At 44.0% G+C, this 18,282-nt stretch carries 13 protein-coding genes; 3 read left to right on the top strand and 10 right to left on the bottom strand.

Annotated features, from left to right (window positions below; genetic code table 11):
- Nucleotides 1-162 precede the first annotated feature (162 nt).
- On the bottom strand, nucleotides 163-741 hold the full coding sequence (locus tag GVO63_RS18650) for a hypothetical protein (protein ID WP_159581905.1): 579 nt from the start codon (nucleotides 739-741) through the stop codon (nucleotides 163-165).
- A 254-nt stretch (nucleotides 742-995) separates the two neighbouring features.
- A complete protein-coding gene (locus GVO63_RS18645; protein WP_159581903.1) occupies nucleotides 996-3,368 on the bottom strand; it encodes a DNA polymerase II in 2,373 nt (790 codons plus the stop codon).
- Nucleotides 3,369-3,623: 255 nt separating this feature from the next.
- Between GVO63_RS18645 and GVO63_RS18640 the strand changes: the two genes are divergently transcribed.
- A complete protein-coding gene (locus GVO63_RS18640; protein WP_159581901.1) occupies nucleotides 3,624-4,655 on the top strand; it encodes an MBL fold metallo-hydrolase in 1,032 nt (343 codons plus the stop codon).
- Here the strand turns inward: GVO63_RS18640 and GVO63_RS18635 are convergent, their stop codons facing one another.
- The 6 genes from GVO63_RS18635 to GVO63_RS18610 all read right to left on the bottom strand — a co-directional run bounded on the left by GVO63_RS18635 (nucleotide 4,656) and on the right by GVO63_RS18610 (nucleotide 11,891).
- Complete coding sequence (locus GVO63_RS18635) at nucleotides 4,656-5,987, bottom strand: sensor histidine kinase (RefSeq protein ID WP_159581899.1); 1,332 nt, start codon at nucleotides 5,985-5,987, stop codon at nucleotides 4,656-4,658. It lies immediately after the preceding gene.
- Nucleotides 5,987-6,571 (bottom strand): chemotaxis protein CheX, encoded by a 585-nt coding sequence (locus tag GVO63_RS18630; RefSeq protein ID WP_159581897.1) that lies wholly within the window; start codon nucleotides 6,569-6,571, stop codon nucleotides 5,987-5,989. Before GVO63_RS18630 ends, GVO63_RS18635 begins: the two co-directional genes overlap by 1 nt.
- Nucleotides 6,568-6,933: a response regulator gene (locus GVO63_RS18625; protein ID WP_159581895.1), complete on the bottom strand. Its 366-nt coding sequence runs from the start codon at nucleotides 6,931-6,933 to the stop codon at nucleotides 6,568-6,570. The genes GVO63_RS18630 and GVO63_RS18625 overlap by 4 nt, the downstream gene beginning before the upstream one ends.
- 231 nt (nucleotides 6,934-7,164) lie before the next feature.
- On the bottom strand, nucleotides 7,165-8,343 hold the full coding sequence (locus GVO63_RS18620) for a histidinol-phosphate transaminase (RefSeq protein ID WP_159581893.1): 1,179 nt from the start codon (nucleotides 8,341-8,343) through the stop codon (nucleotides 7,165-7,167).
- 21 nt (nucleotides 8,344-8,364) lie between these two features.
- On the bottom strand, nucleotides 8,365-9,186 hold the full coding sequence (locus GVO63_RS18615; protein WP_159493586.1) for a sulfite exporter TauE/SafE family protein: 822 nt from the start codon (nucleotides 9,184-9,186) through the stop codon (nucleotides 8,365-8,367).
- Between the two features lie 110 nt (nucleotides 9,187-9,296).
- Nucleotides 9,297-11,891, bottom strand: a complete 2,595-nt coding sequence (locus GVO63_RS18610) for a TonB-dependent siderophore receptor (protein WP_159581891.1) — start codon at nucleotides 11,889-11,891, stop codon at nucleotides 9,297-9,299.
- 407 nt (nucleotides 11,892-12,298) lie between these two features.
- Between GVO63_RS18610 and GVO63_RS18605 the strand changes: the two genes are divergently transcribed.
- The gene (locus GVO63_RS18605) at nucleotides 12,299-13,279 is read left to right on the top strand and encodes a LysR family transcriptional regulator (protein ID WP_159581889.1); all 981 of its coding nucleotides are present in this window, start codon (nucleotides 12,299-12,301) and stop codon (nucleotides 13,277-13,279) included.
- A gap of 38 nt (nucleotides 13,280-13,317) precedes the next feature.
- Here the strand turns inward: GVO63_RS18605 and GVO63_RS18600 are convergent, their stop codons facing one another.
- The gene (locus GVO63_RS18600; protein ID WP_201281935.1) at nucleotides 13,318-14,031 is read right to left on the bottom strand and encodes an endonuclease/exonuclease/phosphatase family protein; all 714 of its coding nucleotides are present in this window, start codon (nucleotides 14,029-14,031) and stop codon (nucleotides 13,318-13,320) included.
- A complete protein-coding gene (locus tag GVO63_RS18595) occupies nucleotides 14,019-16,235 on the bottom strand; it encodes a VTT domain-containing protein (protein ID WP_159581887.1) in 2,217 nt (738 codons plus the stop codon). Before GVO63_RS18595 ends, GVO63_RS18600 begins: the two co-directional genes overlap by 13 nt.
- 253 nt (nucleotides 16,236-16,488) lie before the next feature.
- On the opposite strand from GVO63_RS18595, the gene GVO63_RS18590 reads away from it, so the two are divergent.
- Nucleotides 16,489-18,231 carry a PAS domain S-box protein gene (locus GVO63_RS18590; RefSeq protein WP_159581885.1) on the top strand — a complete coding sequence of 581 codons (1,743 nt, stop codon included), beginning with the start codon at nucleotides 16,489-16,491 and terminating at the stop codon, nucleotides 18,229-18,231.
- The last annotated feature ends 51 nt before the right edge of the window (nucleotides 18,232-18,282 follow it).

Here is an 18,282-nt window from a genome sequence, read left to right as displayed (position 1 = left end):
TAGGACGGGCTGGCCCTCCAGACTGCCAGGTCCCATTAAAAGAAACCCGCCTTATGGCGGGTTTTTTGCTTTCTGCACTGTAAGTTTTATTGGCTGCCACAGCGATACGGTCTCACCATTGCAGAGCTTTAAATGAAAACGCGGTATCAACGTTTAACAGATTTATTCTGAATCTAAACTTTTATAGTATGTTCGGTATTCCATACGCGTCACATATGCGTCGCCATTGTCATCCATAGATTCAAAATCACCCTCTAGGTTGGCAGCTTCTAGTTCTGTTTTACTGATTCTTCCATCACTGTCCGTATCAATTGCTGTGAATTTGTCGTCAGCGCTTACTGATATTTCTGTTCGCAGTTCCTTATTTTTTTCCGATATCATTTCGCCATCATCTTTTGAAAATAGCTCGGGGTTACCTTTTGTTCTCATCATCGCGTCGTTCGTGCCGTCTGTTTGTACTTGTGTGATGATATCGTCGGTAAACATGGAGGGTTTATCATCAACAAAGGTATTAAATTCTGTGCGACTTACCATGCTGTCGCCGTCACTATCCATTTTAGTGACAAGCTCACTGTTAATTACCCCAGATGATTCTGAGCCAACGATATAACCGTTACTGTCTTTGTCTAAGGCATCAAAGCCCATTGAAATTTTTTCTTCATGATGTCCTGCAACCGCTGACGCAGAAATTGTGGCAGTAACTACTGCACTTGTAATCAAACTCAGTTTCGTGATCTTCATAATCAAATTCCTTCTATTTTTCTTTGCGAATGCGGGCGCTCATTTGCCCTAATCACTAAATGGTACGCGTGTTAACTAAAGACACTGCTTTATCCACACCTATTTAGTTACTCATAGTGTGCTATTCACTTGTTATGCCAAGGGTTTAAGTTTATGAAAAATATATGGAAAGAAAATTTTTGTGGAAATGAGTGTCGAATTTTTTTGTTAATTTGTCACATAAACTGAAAGATCTTCATACAATCTTATTAAGACTAAAACAAAGAGAGTTGGTCGTTAGCGATATGCTCAAAGTTTGTGCCGATAAGTGGGAGGATGCTGTCGGCGATAGGCTTAAGTTGTTTTTCTATATAGTGGTCGTAATGCAAAGGCGCTGAAACCGTTTCTACGGTTTGTGGACCTTGAACCGTAATAACGTAGGCTATTGTTGTGTTAGACTGATAGCGTAGCGGCAGACCTTGTTCCTCAAATAGTTCATCTGCACGCCTCGCTGCTCTCACGTGGGGAGGAAGAGATTTAACATAAGAAGATAGCGGCTTTCTCAAACGTTTCTTATACACTAACGCGTCGTCCATATCGCCCGATTTAACGGCATTGAGCGTGTCACTGATGTATTTTTCAACCGGCAGACCCGAGAAGACTTTCTTGTATAACTCATACTGAAAGGATTTTGCTAGGGGAGTCCAGTCTGAACGTACATTTTCTAAGCCTTTAAAAATTAACTCTTCACCTTTCATTCCGGCATAGCGTTTTTTACTTCCTTCTGTTGAGCCCCTAATTGTGGGCATAAAGAACGTTGAAAAATGTGACTCAAATTCAATTTCAAGATGACAATCTATATTAAAACGTTCCCTGAGCAATGCCGCCCATTTTTCATTGATGATTTCAGCCAGCCTAATCCCCGTTTTTTCTGGTGAGCCCAAGGCAGCATTCCCTTCTACGTGCACGAATGTTGAATCGGTATCCCCATATATAACGTCGTAACCTAACGCTTCAATCCACCCGGCAGTAGTTTGCATGATCTCATGCCCTCTCAAGGTAATGGAGCTTGCAAGGCGTGGATCGTAAAACGGACAACCGCCGCTGCCCAATACACCGTAAAATGAATTCATTAGTATTTTAATCGCTTGAGAACGGGGGGAATCTTTTTGTTTTTTTGCCTCATCACGCTGCTGCCAGAGGTTTTCAATTATTGAAGGGAGAAAGTGTGTTGTTCGGCTGAAAACAGCCCCTTTAAAGCCCTCTATAGCATCCTCAGGAGACTTTAACCCTTCTGCAAGGCCTACAGGGTCTATTTTAAATGTTCGTATAATAGACGGGTAAAGGCTCTTGAAATCAAGCACCAATACATCTTTGTATAAGCCAGGCTGAGAGCGCATAACGTAACCACCTGGACTTGCCAGGCCGCCATTTTCCGGCCTGACTCCGGCAACATAGGAACTGCGGTGAAGTTTGGGTAAGTAAACATTAAGAAATGCTGCCACCGAACCACCAGGTCTGCTCATGTCTAAACCCGTCAAAATACTTCGTAATGCAAGAAAATCAATAAATTGCGTTTTTTCTTGAATGCGATTTACTAGCACGGTGTCTTTGAAATTATAATTCGCGAGCGCCACGGGATCTTCGTAATATAACCGTTTTATAGCGGCAAGCTTGTCGTTACCCTGAATAAGTTTATTTTCACCTAGCAATTCCTCTGACACGTGATCGAGTGAAAAAGACTCAAATTGAAATGTCATGGTTTTGAGTGCTTCAATTCCGTCGATAACACAGCGACCGGGTACATCGACCAGTGTCTGATCTTCCCATTGGCGTACTGTCGCTTCTCGCTCGTGACGTCCAATAGTAAATTTCAAATTATTTGCTTTTGCTCTTCGAAAAAGCACTGCCATATCAAATTGTTTGACATTCCACCCTAAAATAATGTCAGGGTCGTATGATTTGATATGCGAGAAAAATACATGAAGAAGCTCCCGTTCTGACGCCACGACGCTAAGCTGATAGCCACTTTCTGCCGGTGAATAAAGTGTTTGATCTTGAATGCCAGGGGGGCGTACGAGCAGTACAATATTTAATCCGTTACCGGCTAGCGCGATGCTGAATAACTCTTCATGTTCGTTACATTCGATATCGACACTGAGCGAAGTAAATGTCGTTCTGTACTGGCAGGGCCTTATTTGTGCGTTTTCTATCGTATCAACAGGCAGCCTATTATCATTAACGGAGGGGGCAACGAATTCAACCGCACCGTACACAAAGCGCTCCATTAAATAGCGGTCTTCGACACGGATATCGGCTTCATAAAGAATAATGGTTTTTTTACGAGCGAGTTGTCGTAACTGATGCATTTGCGACTCGGTCTTCGTTTTAACGGTCACTACCTTGGTTTGTTCGAGCGTGTAAAACCCATCGTCGGAAATCAATAGCTTTAGAAGGGCACGCTCCGCTAGCTCTCGCAATAAAGACATCTGCTCAACTGACACAAAACACGTGGGAAATTGGGGGGAAGAGACTAGTTTGACAATCTGATTAGCGGTTTTCACCCATAGCTCTACGTACACTTTGCCCCGTCGCGTGAACGTGCTTTTATTAAGTATAAAGCCTTGAATTAGTGTTGAGCTTGGCATGATTCCGTTTTGAATAAGCGAGATTTTTTAAAGTAAGGCACGCATAGCGCGTGGCGTTCGCCAATAGACCGCCAGCCCTGAGTATACCGTTTGTTATCACCAACTCCTATAGTTCTCTATTCGACAGATATGTTTGTTTTTATCTATCGATCAAGGTAGAAAAGCAGGACTTTAAGCGAATTTTCCCATGTTTTGTACGTACGCTTATTCGCGTCAATCACAGTATCGATAGCAAAAAACACAAGCGAGGGCGATATGGAATATCTATATGACAAGCAGGTAAATCCCGGCGAGTTTATAGAAATTGCAGAAGGGGTACTTTGGTTAACCATGCCTTTACCTTTTGAATTAGACCATATCAACCTTTATCTGTTAGAAGGTGACGGTGGCTGGGTGGTGCTTGATACTGGTATAGGAACGTCGACAACTAAATCGTTGTGGCAGCGTATTTTTGGTCAACTAAACGCACCTATTGTTGGTGTTATTGTTACGCATCTACATCCTGATCACGTCGGTTTGGCGGGCTGGATTGCAGATACTTTCAATGTGCCGTTTTATATGACGCAAACCGAGTATTTCACTGCTCGCGCTTTTGCCGCAGGGAGAAACGGGGCCACGAACGCAAGAGACAGACTTTATTATCAGCGTGCGGGTCTCGATGATGCGTTAATTGACAAGCTGACTTCTGGTGAGGGAAATGGGTACAGTAGTGTAGTGTCTCCATTGCCTATTAGCTATACGCGTCTTAAAGACGGTATGACGTTGTCTTTGGGTGCGAACGAATGGCAAGTGATGATCGGACGAGGGCATTCTCCCGAGCATGCCTGCCTCTTCAACCAGAAAAAGAATATCTTAATTTCCGGTGACCATATCCTGCCTATTATTACTCCTAATATTGGAGCGTATTCTACAGAGCCCGATGCAGATACATTAGAAGATTACCTTAGTACGTTACCGCAGTTTAAAGCGCTGCCGGAAGATGTCATTGTACTACCTGCCCATAAGTTACCCTTTATTGGCTTACATGAGAGGGTTGATATGCTTATAGCGCATCACCACGAACATTTAAAAGCATTGCTTGATGCGTGTGAAGAGCCTCAAACAGTGGTTGATTTACTGCCTGTTATGTTTAAACGAAAACTATCAAGCCGAAACATGGTATTTGCGGTAGCTGAATGTCTGTCCCATTTAAATTATCTACATCACAAGGGAGTCATCTCTCGCAGTGTTAACTATAGAGGACAGTACGAGTTTAAAAGCTTGGAAGCGAAGCAGCTTGCCTGTTAATTATGCATGCTGTGTATCTGTTGGTAGTGCTTCAGAAGGAATACTAAGGTCTTCTGAGGTTGCGCTGCTCGCGTTGGAGGGCTGCTTAGGAATGGAGATTTCAACCACTGTTCCCTTTGCTTCCTTGCTGCTGATGGATATTTTGCCTTGATGTTGCTCTATTGCTGTATAGGCGACAGATAAGCCTAACCCTTGTCCTTGTCCCTCAGGCTTGGTGGTAAAAAACGGTTCGAAGACGCGCTTTAAATTCTGGGCCGGAATACCGCAACCTGAATCAAGTATTTTAATGGTAACCTTATCACCTGAGTCCCGAACACTTAACTTCACAACGCCTTTGGTATGAATGGCTTGCGCGGCATTTATCATGATGTTCATCAAGGCTTGTTTTAACGGACCGGGATTCCCCATGACTTCAACTTTTTCAAGCTCACAGTCAAATTTGTACTGAGGGACACTGTATTGCGCCGAAATGAGGGTAATAAGCTGATTACAAACAGTACAAATGTCTACCGTCTGAACCCCTTCCGAGTTTTCCAGTGAGAAGTTTTTAAGGTTCTCTACGATGTCTTTTACTCGTGTTAATCCGTCAGTCGACTCTTCAATTAATTCAGTAATGTCGTCTTTCAATAAGTCGTAATGATTAGACTGATAAAGTGCTTCTATTTGTTCACGCAACTCATCGTTAAAGTTTTCAAGGTAAGAGTAGACACCATCGCAAATTGAAATAAGGTGAGAGGCATACTGCGCTAATGTGTTGAGGTTAGCATTCACAAAGCCGATAGGGTTATTAATTTCATGGGCAATCCCCGCAGCTAGCTGCCCTGTAGATGCCATTTTTTCTGCCTGGATAAGTTGGCTTTGTGCTGTATCCAGTTTTCTTATCAGCTTTCTTTGGGCTTCATGTTCTTTCTTAAGGGCTTCAGAGAGTTTTTGTTGCGCTCTAAAATAACTCGCTTGTGCCGTTACATCTTGCAGAAAAATACACGCAAGTTTCTTACCCGTCGCTTTGTCTTTGACCGGCAGAATTTCCATATTCTGATACATCTGTGTTTCTTCACCGGTAATAGGGCGAGAGCTTTTAAATGGAAATATGTGGGGACGCTGCTCCCAATAGCTAAAACTGGGGTGCTGCAATACAAAAACTGATTTCAGTCTGCGCTTAAGAAATTTACCTTCGCCTTGGAATAATTCTGTGACCGGCGTTTCTTTGTAATTTTGGCGTAGTTCGTAAGGTAGTCTGTCTAAAAAAAAGTCATTTAAATAAATAACATTGAAGTTCTCGTCAACAACACCTATTCCGACCGGTAATTTACCTACCAGCTGTTCAAACATTATGCGAGTAACTCATCCAACGTATCTTTAATGCGCGCCAGAGACTCATCGTCTAGACAGAAAACGACGCGCATACTGAATGATGAAATCGCAATAACAAATTGTACTTCCATGACTAAGCTATGCTGCCATTTCAAATCATCAAAATTACTTTTATCTGGCTGAAACAAGGTTGGCATATTTAGGTTAGTTGTTAGCTCTAACTGATCAGAAAGGCCTGCTAAGCACGCACCTGCCAAAATATTGCAGAGCTCTAAAATAATTTCTTGAATATCTTCTTTACTTAATGGGTCGTCGTAGTCCATCAAGGCAGCCACTTCAGTTAAACCCGCCCGAGAGAGAACCGACATTACCTCGCCATGTACGTCACCTAAGAAAGACTGTCTGGTATAAAAAGAATCCTCTGTTTCGAATAAAAGGCTGTAAAGCTGCCCAGGGGTTACTGCTGAAATTTTGGGAATAGAAATATCAATTTTAGTCTCTATTAACTGAGCAAGAGAATTGGCCGCTTGCCCCATAGAAATATTCAGCAGTTCTTGAAGCGCATCTCTTTGCTCTTCATCCAGCGGTAGTACAATACTCATAGATACCCCAGCTCAAATAACGCCATTGCCAATTCTTCTTTGTCTAAGGGCTTACGAAGAAAACGTTTCGCACCAAGAGACATTACAATTTTCTGTTTTTCCGGCTGAAAATCAGCACTTATCACAATCACGTTAGGTGTATCGGGCCTCTCGTGTAAAAACTCCAACACGCCTACACCATCGACTTCTGGCATGGTAAGGTCTAACAGAACAAGTGCAAAGTTACTCTCTGAAAGCGCGTCGATAGCTTCTTGGCCGTTTGTTGCTTCGGTAATATCGTATTCAAGGTCTTGGGGAAGCGCTCGAATAACACTGCGCCTCGATAACTTTGAATCATCAGCAACTAAAACAGAAAGTGACATTTACAGCCTCCTAGAGCGGCATTTAGAGAAATATCTTTTAATAAAGTATGTGCAGTTTTAGCGTTACCGCAACAAACTCGTTAAAAAAATTGCCTAAGTTTTTTTACAGTAACTATTTTTAATGAGTATATGGCAGAAGTGACTTTTATGCGTATTAGACTTTTAGTTGAAATGCTAGGACGTGGATGATGAAAAAGGCGCACATCGGGATTCGATGTACACCAGACTTAATTACGTATTTTGGAGAGCGTACATTTTGTCGAGTGCCTCTGGCATTGCATCGACGTACCTTTTGATATCCCCAATTTTACCCATACTCACGCGAGACCAGTTGGTATAAGTGCGATAAATTCCTCTTATCAGCACGCCTTTATCGGCCATCGCTTGGCGGAAGTATTCTGCATTTCCGTCCCCTAAATCAACAAAGACAAAGTTAGTACTCGAAGGCAGGGCTGTCAAACCGTTTGCTTTAACTGCATCCATGACCATTGCTTTACCCTCATAAATTTTATCCTTCGAAAACGTTAGAAAGGCCTCATCATTATAACTAGCAATAGCGGCAGCCAAGCCGGCTTGATTTAAGGTATACCCACCCATACCATAGCGATTAATCCAATCCGTATTCTCCTCAGACGCGATCAGGTAACCAACTCGCATACCGGCTAAACCGTAAATTTTAGAGAAAGTACGCGCTACGACTACATTGTGTCCTGCTTTAACGAGAGGGATCATAGAGTGCTTTGGCGGCTCATCAATCAGTTCATTGTAAGCTTCATCGACTAATACGAGCGTCTTTTTAGACGCCTTAATGCAAAACTCTCTTAATCTGTCGGGGTCGAGTATTTTGCCGGTAGGATTGTTTGGGTTACAGATATGTACCATGCCAATAGAATCATCAATCGCTGCGTACATAGCGTCAAGATCGATGTCGAGTTCAGCTGTGTTGGGAATTCTTACGATCTCAGGGGCGCCTTGTTTTTCAGGCGCTTTTGATGTGGTGTCCCAAAAGAGATCTGGCCCCAGAATTTTTCCCTTTTTACTCGCAGCAAGTGCAGCGTAGGAAAGAATAGGGCTAGAGCCCGCGCTCAACGAAATGTTCTTACGTGTGATGCTGTAGCGCTCTGCGATCATATCTAAAAGTGTCATGGCGGCAGGATAGGCATAATAGGCGCCGCCTTCCATGGATGCCTTTGATATCGCTTCCAGAGCTTTAGCACTAGGACCAAAAGGGTTTTCGTTAGCGTTGAGTTTTGCTACACCCGGGGCGGGACCGTATGTCACGGCAGGCATTTGGTTAGTTGCTGCACCTGCAGATTGTGCACCAGCAAACGTGCTTAATCCGCTTGCACCTAGCGCTGACGCTGCGACGGAACCTCCGATAAATAAGCGTCTTGAACGGTTATAACTCACGGTACTCTCCTTATAGACTTGTTATATGGCTTTATAAAACATGGCACTTGAAACAATGACGAGATAAATGCCAAATAATCGTTTTAATTTTTTTTCGCTGAAGTTATGCGCCATTTTTGCCCCAATTGGAGCGGTGAAGATGGCACCTATGCTTATTGCAACAAGTGCAGGTATGTTGATATAACCAACAGTCCCAACGGGAAGGGAGGCGGTGTCTGGGTGTTTCATAAATAAAAAACCAATAGCACCTGGAAGGCCGATTAAAAAACCAACGCCGGCTGCAGTTGCAACAGCCTGCTGAATGGTGCGCTGACACATTACCATGGTGATCACCGTGGGCGTGCCGCCCCCTATACCTAGTAGCGCAGAGAAGCCGCCCAGTACAAATGCCAGCACTGCTTTGCCAATACCTCTTGGCATGTTGAAAACAAGGCCTGGTCTTACAACAAATTCAGGAAAAAGAAAGTACACTGAGTAAAGTAAAACGCCGGCAGCGAAGACAACCGTTAATCCATTTGCGCTGGTGTTGTTAGCGATAAGTAAACCTCCGCCAACCCCTAGAACCAGCCAGATGCTCCAAGAGCGCAAAATGTCAAAGTCGACGGCACCTTTAGCACGGTGAGCCATGACTGAACGCGCACTTGAAACGACAATTGATGCTAACGATGTTCCTATCGCGACCTTAACCAGAGCTTCTGACGGAGGAGTAAAAAAAGGAAAAACGGCGAGTAGAGCAGGAACAACAACAAAGCCTCCACCATTACCGAAGAGACCTGCTGTGATGCCAGCTATGGCACCGGTTATACATAAGGTAACTACAAACCACAGTAGTTCTAATTCCATTGAATTTTTACTCCGCTAGACATAGCTAAAAACATGGGTACCTACAAACCTTTTTAAACAATGAGTTAAAGCGTCAACACCAGCTATCGCTGGTGTTGACATAGTTATTATTAGAAACGGGCCGCGAGACGGGTGTAGTAATAACCTCCTTGCCAATCGACAATTGAACCCGAGTCATAGACTTCACCACAGCAAGCATCACCGTTAGTGCTGACATCTGGATAATTGTCAAACAGATTCCTGATCCCCACCGATAAGGTGAAGTTCTCGTTGATAAGGTAAGAACCTTCTATATCGAACATGAATTCGTCGCCGAAGGTCTGAATACTCGTGGCATTGACGCCATCATCACTTCCTGCATTTTCGTACTCGCCGAAATAGCTCAAGCGTGCCACGGCTGACCAAACATCGTAGCTATGAGTAACGGATATTACGCTACGTATTTCTGGAAGACCGTTTTCGAAGTCGAACTGATCTTCTGCATCCAGATATTCACTGGGATCAGAATCAAACTCAGTTTTGTTGTAGTTTACCGAACCTGTCAAAATGGTAGCGCCGTAGTCAGACTCCATTTTATAGGTAGCAACAACGTCCAAGCCTTCCGTAACGGTATCGAACGCGTTTTGGAAGAAAAACACACCGCCGATGGATTCGGCGCCAGACACGTTCGCGCCCGCCAATGCTAGATAGTTTTGGTAGGCATCATAACCGGGCGCTTCAGGGTCAGTGACCACGGTGGTTGAAACATCACGCGTTGACACTGAGTAAAGGCGATCTTCTAACTTGATGTTGTAGTAATCGACCGTGAGCGTAACGTCGCCATAATTGGCTGTCATACCTAACGTAAAGTTTGTTGATTTCTCAGGAGAAAGTTCTTGTGCTCCCAAAGCTTGTGCTACTTCTCCACCGGCTGGGAATAAACCCGTTGCGACTGGGAATCCGTCGGGTAATCGAGTAGACACGTTTGTGGTACCTTGCTGCCCTGGGGTTGGTGCTCTGAACCCTGTACCGAATGAAGACCTAAAGCCCACGTCATCATTGAGTTGGTAGAATCCAGCAATTTTGTATACCAGTTCTGAACCAAAGTCAGAATAATCTTCATAGCGTAGTGCCGCCTGTGCAAATAGCGTATCGGTAATGTCACCAGATATGTCGGTATACACAGCGTAAGAATCACGTTCATATGAACCTGAATAGTCAGGAGAGTAGCCAGGGAAGCCATTAGAACCCACACCTACGACGGTATACACGGCGTCGTCAGGATTAGAACAGTCTAAGGTCGAGCCGGTGGCGATAACAGCAAGTCCAGCTGCTGTTGCAGTGTCTCCATTACAGAATCCGTATGGATCTGATGTAGCATATGGACCTGCAAAATAGGAGGCTTCCTCGCCTTCTGAAATTTCATAGGACTCGTCAAGGTAGCTTGCGCCAAAGGCCAAAACATATGCACTGAGATCGTAGGTAAAGTCAGCTTGAACTTGTGACTCTTCATTAATCAAGTCACCTGGCTGAAACGATGTAGGCGACATATTGCCCAGGGACGGGTTTATCGTATTTGCTAGGGTATAGGAAATCTCATTGTTGCCGTAACGACCGCTGATATCGTAAGTAAGATCGCCAGACATCCCTTTTATTCCACCTACGAAAGAGTAGTCGGTGACGTCACCGAAAAAGCGAGGCGTAAATCCTCCAGGGAAAAATTCTGTAGGGTTCCAGATCGAGCCATCTTCTAAGCGAAGATCCTCAATCGTGCCGTTGCCTGGATAGCGGTAGTAAAACGAGCCATCACCTTCACTTTCAGAATAGTTACCAAAGGCATAAAGCTCTGCTTCCGCAGATAGCGTAAAGCCTGAATTAAAAAACACGCGTTTTCCGCTTGTGTTAGGTTGCCCCCAGGGTTGCACTACATCCGAATCATGAACGCGATTAGCCATTTCAGTGGCATCAGCAATATATTGTTGAGATTGATCGTCAACACAGAACCAAGGTTCACAGTATTGTTCACCTCTAAATGTTGCTTCGCTGTCAGAGTACTCTGCGGATATACTGAGAAATCCGTCATCGCCTAGTGCAAATCCTTTATTTCCTGTAACGGTAATCTGATCTCCGTCACCTTCATAATAAGTGCCGTAATCAATGGTAAAAGAACCGCCCTCGGTATTGTCTTTTAGCTGAAAATTGATAACACCGGCGATCGCATCTGAACCGTATTGCGCTGCGGCGCCGTCCCGAAGAACTTCTACCGTTTTAATCGCTGCTGTGGGAATGGTTGCAATATCTGGTCCCTGTGTACCTGACCCTCCAATGGAAACAAGCGCTGCTCTGTGACGTCGTTTTGAATTCACTAATACCAGGGTTTTATCGGTGGGCATGCCGCGCAGTGTGGCTGGTCGGATAAATGTTCCGCCGTCAGAAATAGGTTGACGGCCAACTGAGTATGAGGGAACTAACGTCATTAACACGTTGTTCATGTCAGTAAACGCTACCGCTTCTACATCTTCTGCGGTTAAAACGTCGACCGGTACTGGCGAGCTTGTTACCGAACGTGGCGCGCCTCGCGCGCCTGTAACAGCAATGCGCTCTAAATTTTTAGTCTCAGTAGTGTCTTCTGATACTTCTTGTGCTTGAACAAGCATTGACGTGGTAAATAAAGTTATTCCTGTAAGTGCGTAACGAACTGCGGTGTGGAGTTTCTTCTGTTTCATCAGTGTTCCCAATCGTGCTTATTGCTACTTAATTTATGAATGTGGATTGTTTAAATCTGCACTCTTTCTAGGCACGCACGAGCACCACATTGATGCATCTAACATCTTGTTGTTGTTATGGTGTCACTCGTGTACGGGTACTAGGCTAAAAACTCTTGAGCGCTGGTGGAAGAAAGAAGAATATTCAGGGGTATAAGAAAACTATTGACCATAGGCGCAGCGCCCATTTTTCTAGGTATTATACTTAAGTATAAAATTATATGAGTTTTTCTGGGGCTCATTTTCTCGGGGAATTTTACAATTTTGCTGCATATAACGGATTGGAATGGCATATACCTTGCGTTGAGATTGAAACAATAGATCGGCAGTTCAGGCCTATCTGAAGGTCTTTCTCAATGGAGGAATAAGTGCATTCTAAACAGCTGCGTTATTTTATAACTACAGTGCAGAAGGGAAGTATCGCCGGTGCCGCTAGAGCGCTTGATATCGCCCAGCCGGGGATAAGTCAACAACTGGCGAGTTTAGAGCGTGAGGTAAAAACAACATTATTGGAAAGGAGCTTTGCAGGGGTTAGGTTGACGCCCGCAGGAGAGGTTTTTTATAAACACGCAGAGAAAATACTGGGTGAAATTGAAAATGTAAAAACAGTGATGGAAGGATTCAGCAAAGGGCAGAGTAAAAAAATTAAAATCGGTATGCTTCCTTCCATTGGCAATGTGCTTTCACTACCGCTGTTAACCGAAATAACGAAACATCACAAAGATCTCAAAGTAGAGATCAGTACCGGTCCCTCTTACACTATCAATGATTGGCTAGCGTCAAAACAAATCGATATAGCACTTACTTATCAGCAGGCTGTTGACCCAAAGTTTATGAGTATTACTCCCTTGATCCAAGAAGAGTTGCACTTAGTTTTCACTGCTTCAAATACCCACTCGGAATATGCGCACTTAAGAAATAAATCAACGATTAAGTTTTGGGAGATCAGTGAACTCCCACTTTTGTCGCCAGGAAATAAAGATGCGCTAGGTCAGCTTATCGCTGATTACGAAAAAGCCACAGGAGTGAGTTTAAAGCACGATCTCGCTTATTCTGGACAGCTTATGACCGGATTACGACAAGTCATGCAGGGAGAGGGGGTGATGATTTTGCCCACATCGGCCATTTTTCATCTCAAGGAATCTGGGCTGGTATCCACACTCAAAATTGTTCAGCCCGAAATACACCGAACCGTACTCGCGGCCACAAACAAAAACGCCAAGCCGGGACATGATCTCATGCGTATTGTCGAAATCATCAGAAAGGTCGTGGCGTTAGAAAATGCGCTAAATCACTGGAGTGGCACATTGGAGTTTGCGACGTCTTCATTTTTATCTCAGCCTGCTTAACCGCAAGAGCGACGACTGCATTAGGCGATAGCCTCGCCCTAGGTAACGTTTTCGGGGAGCTCTATGTCAACGAGCACCGGCAGATGATCAGAATAAAGTCGAGTTTTCGCATTTTTCAACCTTCTACATGCTTTCACTCTAATATCGTGAGAGACCCACACGCGGTCAAGAGAAAACACGGGAAAGTGACTGGGAAACGTAGCCCCTATTTTTTGTGGATTGAGTAGGTCGTTTAGTGCATGAAAAGCGTTTGAAAAAAACTGCCATTCATTAAAGTCACCCGCTAAAAAGAGCGGTGTCTTATTCTTCTTTAGCCTCAATGATAAATGCTCATGTAGTTGAGAAAATTGTGAGCGCCGCTCTAACTTTTTAAGCCCTTTGTGCGTATTGACAACCGTTAGCGGCATTTTTTCCGTTTGTAGTTCAACAATTTGAACGTTTCTCGGTTGTCTTCCGCTCTGACTGACATCAACGGTCTCTTGAGAAATGACATCAAAACGAGTGAGTATGGCATTGCCATACCATCCGTCAGTCTCTTTTATCGCTGGTGATGAAATAAGCTTAAATGTATTTTCAGCGCATATATCTCTCACGTCTTGCGCAGTATCTCGTTCAGGTGGCCGAGTATCCATTTCCTGCAGCAGTACAACATCAGCTCCACTACTTGCTAGAAATTGTCCAATACGTTTGTAATCATGTTTTTTGTCTCTTCCAATGCCACTGTGGACGTTGTAGGTCACTATGCGACACATCTATCTGCCTCACTTTTACTACTTTCGTCATCATTGATGTCGTCAGCGCTACTTTCTTTGCGAGCCTGATAATAGCGAGCAAATTTCTGTGATCCCCAAATCATTAACCCCCACAGTACGATGCCGCCAACCAAATAGCTGATAGTTTCAAGAGACGGGTTCTGCCAGATTTGCGCAATCGAATCACCTACAAGGCCTTTTGCAATCATAGGAGGAAACATGCCCAAAAACGTACCGACAAGAAACTGGAAAATGCCAATTGATGAAATGCCTGCAACGAGGTTCACCAAGCTAAACGGTGCGATAGGTAACATCCTGATCGCTGCCACGCCCACAATTCCGCTACGTTTGAGTTTTTCATCAACCGCCGCTACTTTAGGGCCTCCAAGCTTTTTCAGTCCAGCATTACCAGACAGTTTACCTATACCAAACATAATTGCAGAGCTCATAAGTGCCCCCATCATGCCGTAAATTGGGCCCCAAAGCGGACCAAATATTGCGGCTACAGCCAGAGATAAAACGGTAACTGGGAAAAACAAAATGCCGCCAACGACATAAACGAGAAGTACAGTCGGAAGCGCGAAATAAGTACCCCGACTCTTTTCTAGGAACGCGTTGATGCTATCTGAACTTAACCAAGGAATTGATTGGCTCGCCCAAAACATTAAGCCCCCTAAGACCGCGATGATCACCAAGCCTATCAAAATCATGATGCTACGGCGTCTCGGGTTGCGAGCCGGTAAAGCCGCTCCATCAAAAGTGGGAACTGAGATTAAAGGCTCTTCAGGATCAGAAAGCGCGCGAAACATGTTTTTGCCAGAAAGCTCAGTAAAGACCTCATCGCGAACTTCTGTAAGCACATATCCGTGGGCTATTTGCCCCTGCATCAAAGCTTCAACTGGCCTGTCATGATCAAATATGGCCGGCATGGCTTCAATATCTCTACCTGTATGTTCAGCAAGCAAGTCATTTCTGACCTGTTCAATACACGCTTGGTTTTCCTTGTTGTTTCCAAACAGTACCGTATCAATCTCGGTGTCTAACGTCATAGAACGGTTGCTGATATTCGAAGAACCGATGACAAGATATTTGTTGTCTATTGTCATGACTTTAGAGTGAATACGCTTGTACGCTCGACGGCCCTGCATATCTTCAATAGAAGAATAAGTTAGCCTGACGCGATTGGGGTCGATGCCACTTTCTAAAATAGCCTTAAATTCAATTCGGCTCGCCCAAAACGCTTCACATTCAAACTTACCTTTAGGTTCATACGAACTGACGATAATGACTGAAAGATTCGGCTTTAACTTCAGCTGGCGGTTAAGCGCTTCGGCGATTTCTTGTCTTGTTGTAAATTGATTTTCAATGTAAATAACAGATTCTGCTTCACCTATCAGGTCAAGCAACATGTGGCGCACTTCTTGGGCCGGTTCTACTTCATCCATGAAGGGGATCGTACGAGCCAGTGCGCATTCCACGTTTTCAAATAGAGGGGGGTAATCCTCAGGCCATGACTCAGGCAAAGGTGCACTTTCAGAAATTGGCGCATTGTCCCTGATATCAATCGGCGTTTCCTCTGCAACGCGCTGCCATCTCCATCTCACTAACTTGGCAAAATCAGCGACCACGGGGCCGCTAGATACCATCTGAACATCATGCAACGGGCCGTATTCACCATCTGGTCCAATACGTTCTTCTGATATCACTGGGTGGTCGCGCGTGTCCCACCGGTTAGTAGACACATCCATTCCACCTGAAAAGACGAGTTCATCGTCAATAACAACAATTTTTTGATGTTGGCTGCCCCCCATGGGAATAGTGTCATCGAGCTCTGTTTTAACGTTGTCTGGCGTTTTCTCTTCCCACACTTCTTTTGCCCACATTTCACGCTGTGCGAAAAACGCCAGTGAGGAATCCCACCGCAAAAGATAAATTTTCATATCTGGGTTTTGCTCAGCCTTCCACTTTAAAAGATCACTGATAACGCTAGGTGCTTCGCTGTTAGCTTCGTCATCACCTCTAAGCAGACGAATTCGACTGTCTATATCCCAACCAACGATAAAAATGCTGTGTTTGGCTTTCACAATAGAGCTATGTAACGCTTTGTAGTAATTACCGCAATCAATGAGTGGGGTAGAGAAGCGAGCTTTGCTCTCGACCCAACAGTTTTGGCCTGGTTGAAATACACTCTTACCTGATTGCATGTCTTTATACCTATTTTATGTTTCTACTTAATTAGTCGTTGAGACTGCAGAATCCGTACCTGATATCTCCCTTTAAATGGGGTTGCTAAGTTATTGATATTTCAAACTAAGAATTTCTATTCTTAAACGTATAAATAATTTCAAATGCAAAGTTTGTAAAATTTTCACGTTTTATTCTATTTTGTCTTCACTGGTGGAAAAAACATAAGAACTCATCTATGTACTTGTTTGTTGTGTGAATTAAGGCAAAGCAATGAATTTATTTTCACGTGAAAATGCAGCTGAGCAGGCCCTCTCTCAGTCAATACTTGCGGTTGTAACCATAGACGAAAAAAACAACATCACGTTTTACAACGCTGCCGCCCAGCGCCTGTGGGGTTATGCTCCCAGTGAAGTCCTTGGTAAAAATATCAGAATCTTAGTTCCTCAAGAACACCAGTCTAATCATGACAGCTACGTAAACACTCATAGGTCGACCAATGTAAATAAAATCGTTGGTAGTTCTCGCGAAGTAGAGTTGGAAACTAAAAACGGAGACCGAATTTGGGTTCAGCTTGCGCTGTCTCAGGTCATCGTGAGTGGGAAAAAACATTACACGGCATTCGTGCGCGATGTTACAGAAGAGAGGGAAGCCCGCGAGATTGTTGAGCAAACCCTCGAACAAGCATTAGATGCTGTGGTTTGTATTAACGAAAATAACAATGTGACCTTATTTAACGCTTCTGCTGAAAAACTGTGGGGATATAGCAGAGATGAAGTGATAGGGCGAAACGTTAAAATGTTGGTGCCCCAGGAGATACAAGCTAATCACGATAACTATGTTAATGCGAACCGGGAAACCGGTCAGGATAAAATTGTTGGCACCAGCCGAGAAGTTAAAGTAGAGAGAAAAGACGGCAAATGCTTATGGGGACGGTTATCGTTATCGAAAGTTCGCTTAGCAGATAGGACCCTTTATACTGCGTTTATCAAAGACGTAACTGAGGAAGTGGAACAGCGAGAACTTCAGCGAATGCTGTCTCTTGTGGCGAACGAAACAGATAATGCAGTCATCATTTCAGACGCTGATGGTCTTATTGAGTATGTGAATAATGGTTTTTATCGTCTCACCGGCTGGAAACTTGACGAAGTTAAAGGTAAAAAGCCCGGATCTTTCCTACAAGGTGAAGAGACTGACCAGCGAACCATAAGCGTAATTCGACAAAAGATAAAAAATAGGGAAGCGTTTTACGATGAGGTACTGAACTATAGAAAAGATGGTACGCCTTATTGGACTTCCCTTTCTATAAACCCTGTTTTCAAAGAGGGTCAGTTAGTTAATTTCATCGCCGTTCAGGCTGACATCACTCGCGTAAAACAAATGGCGCTGGACTTTACGAATAAACTCAAGGCGATTGGAAGTGCCTTAGTCCTTCTTGAAATGGAGCCAAATGGCACAGTAATAGAAGCGAATAAATTACTTCGCGATAACATAAAAGGTGTGATTGATACCCAAGCGTTTGCAAATGAGCTCTTGGGCAACCTCTCTGCTGAAGAAAAATCGGCGCTAGAAAGTTCCGGCTTTGTATCGAAAATTATTGAGATTGAGAAAGATGGCCACTATCTCGCTTTTGATTCCCGTATAAGTGCCCTTAAAAACTTTAACGGGCAAACGACTCGCTTTGTGTTCTTCGCAATAAATATTACGACACGAAAACAAGCGGTAAATGATACCCAAGACGCCATGAAAGACCTATTAGTAACAAGCCAAACAATCAGCAATATTGTGGGTACAATAAACTCTATTTCAGAACAAACGAATTTATTAGCATTGAATGCTGCGATAGAGGCTGCAAGAGCCGGTGAAATGGGAAGGGGCTTCGCAGTGGTAGCCGATGAGGTGAGGACTTTGGCCGGTAATTCTCAATCCTCTTCGAACGAAATCGATAATCTGGTTAAGGCGACCGTTTCAAAAATAGAGGAGTTAGCGCAACTTATTCAGCGTATCGATGGGTAGCTAATAGCAAAAAGCCTTCGCCACAGGGCGAAGGCTTTTTTCAACTCAGAT

Source organism: Alteromonas sp. KUL106, from assembly GCF_009811415.1.
GTDB lineage: Bacteria > Pseudomonadota > Gammaproteobacteria > Enterobacterales > Alteromonadaceae > Alteromonas.
The sequence above is the reverse complement of the archived record's forward strand: the minus strand, read 5'-3'. Positions and strand labels throughout refer to the sequence as shown.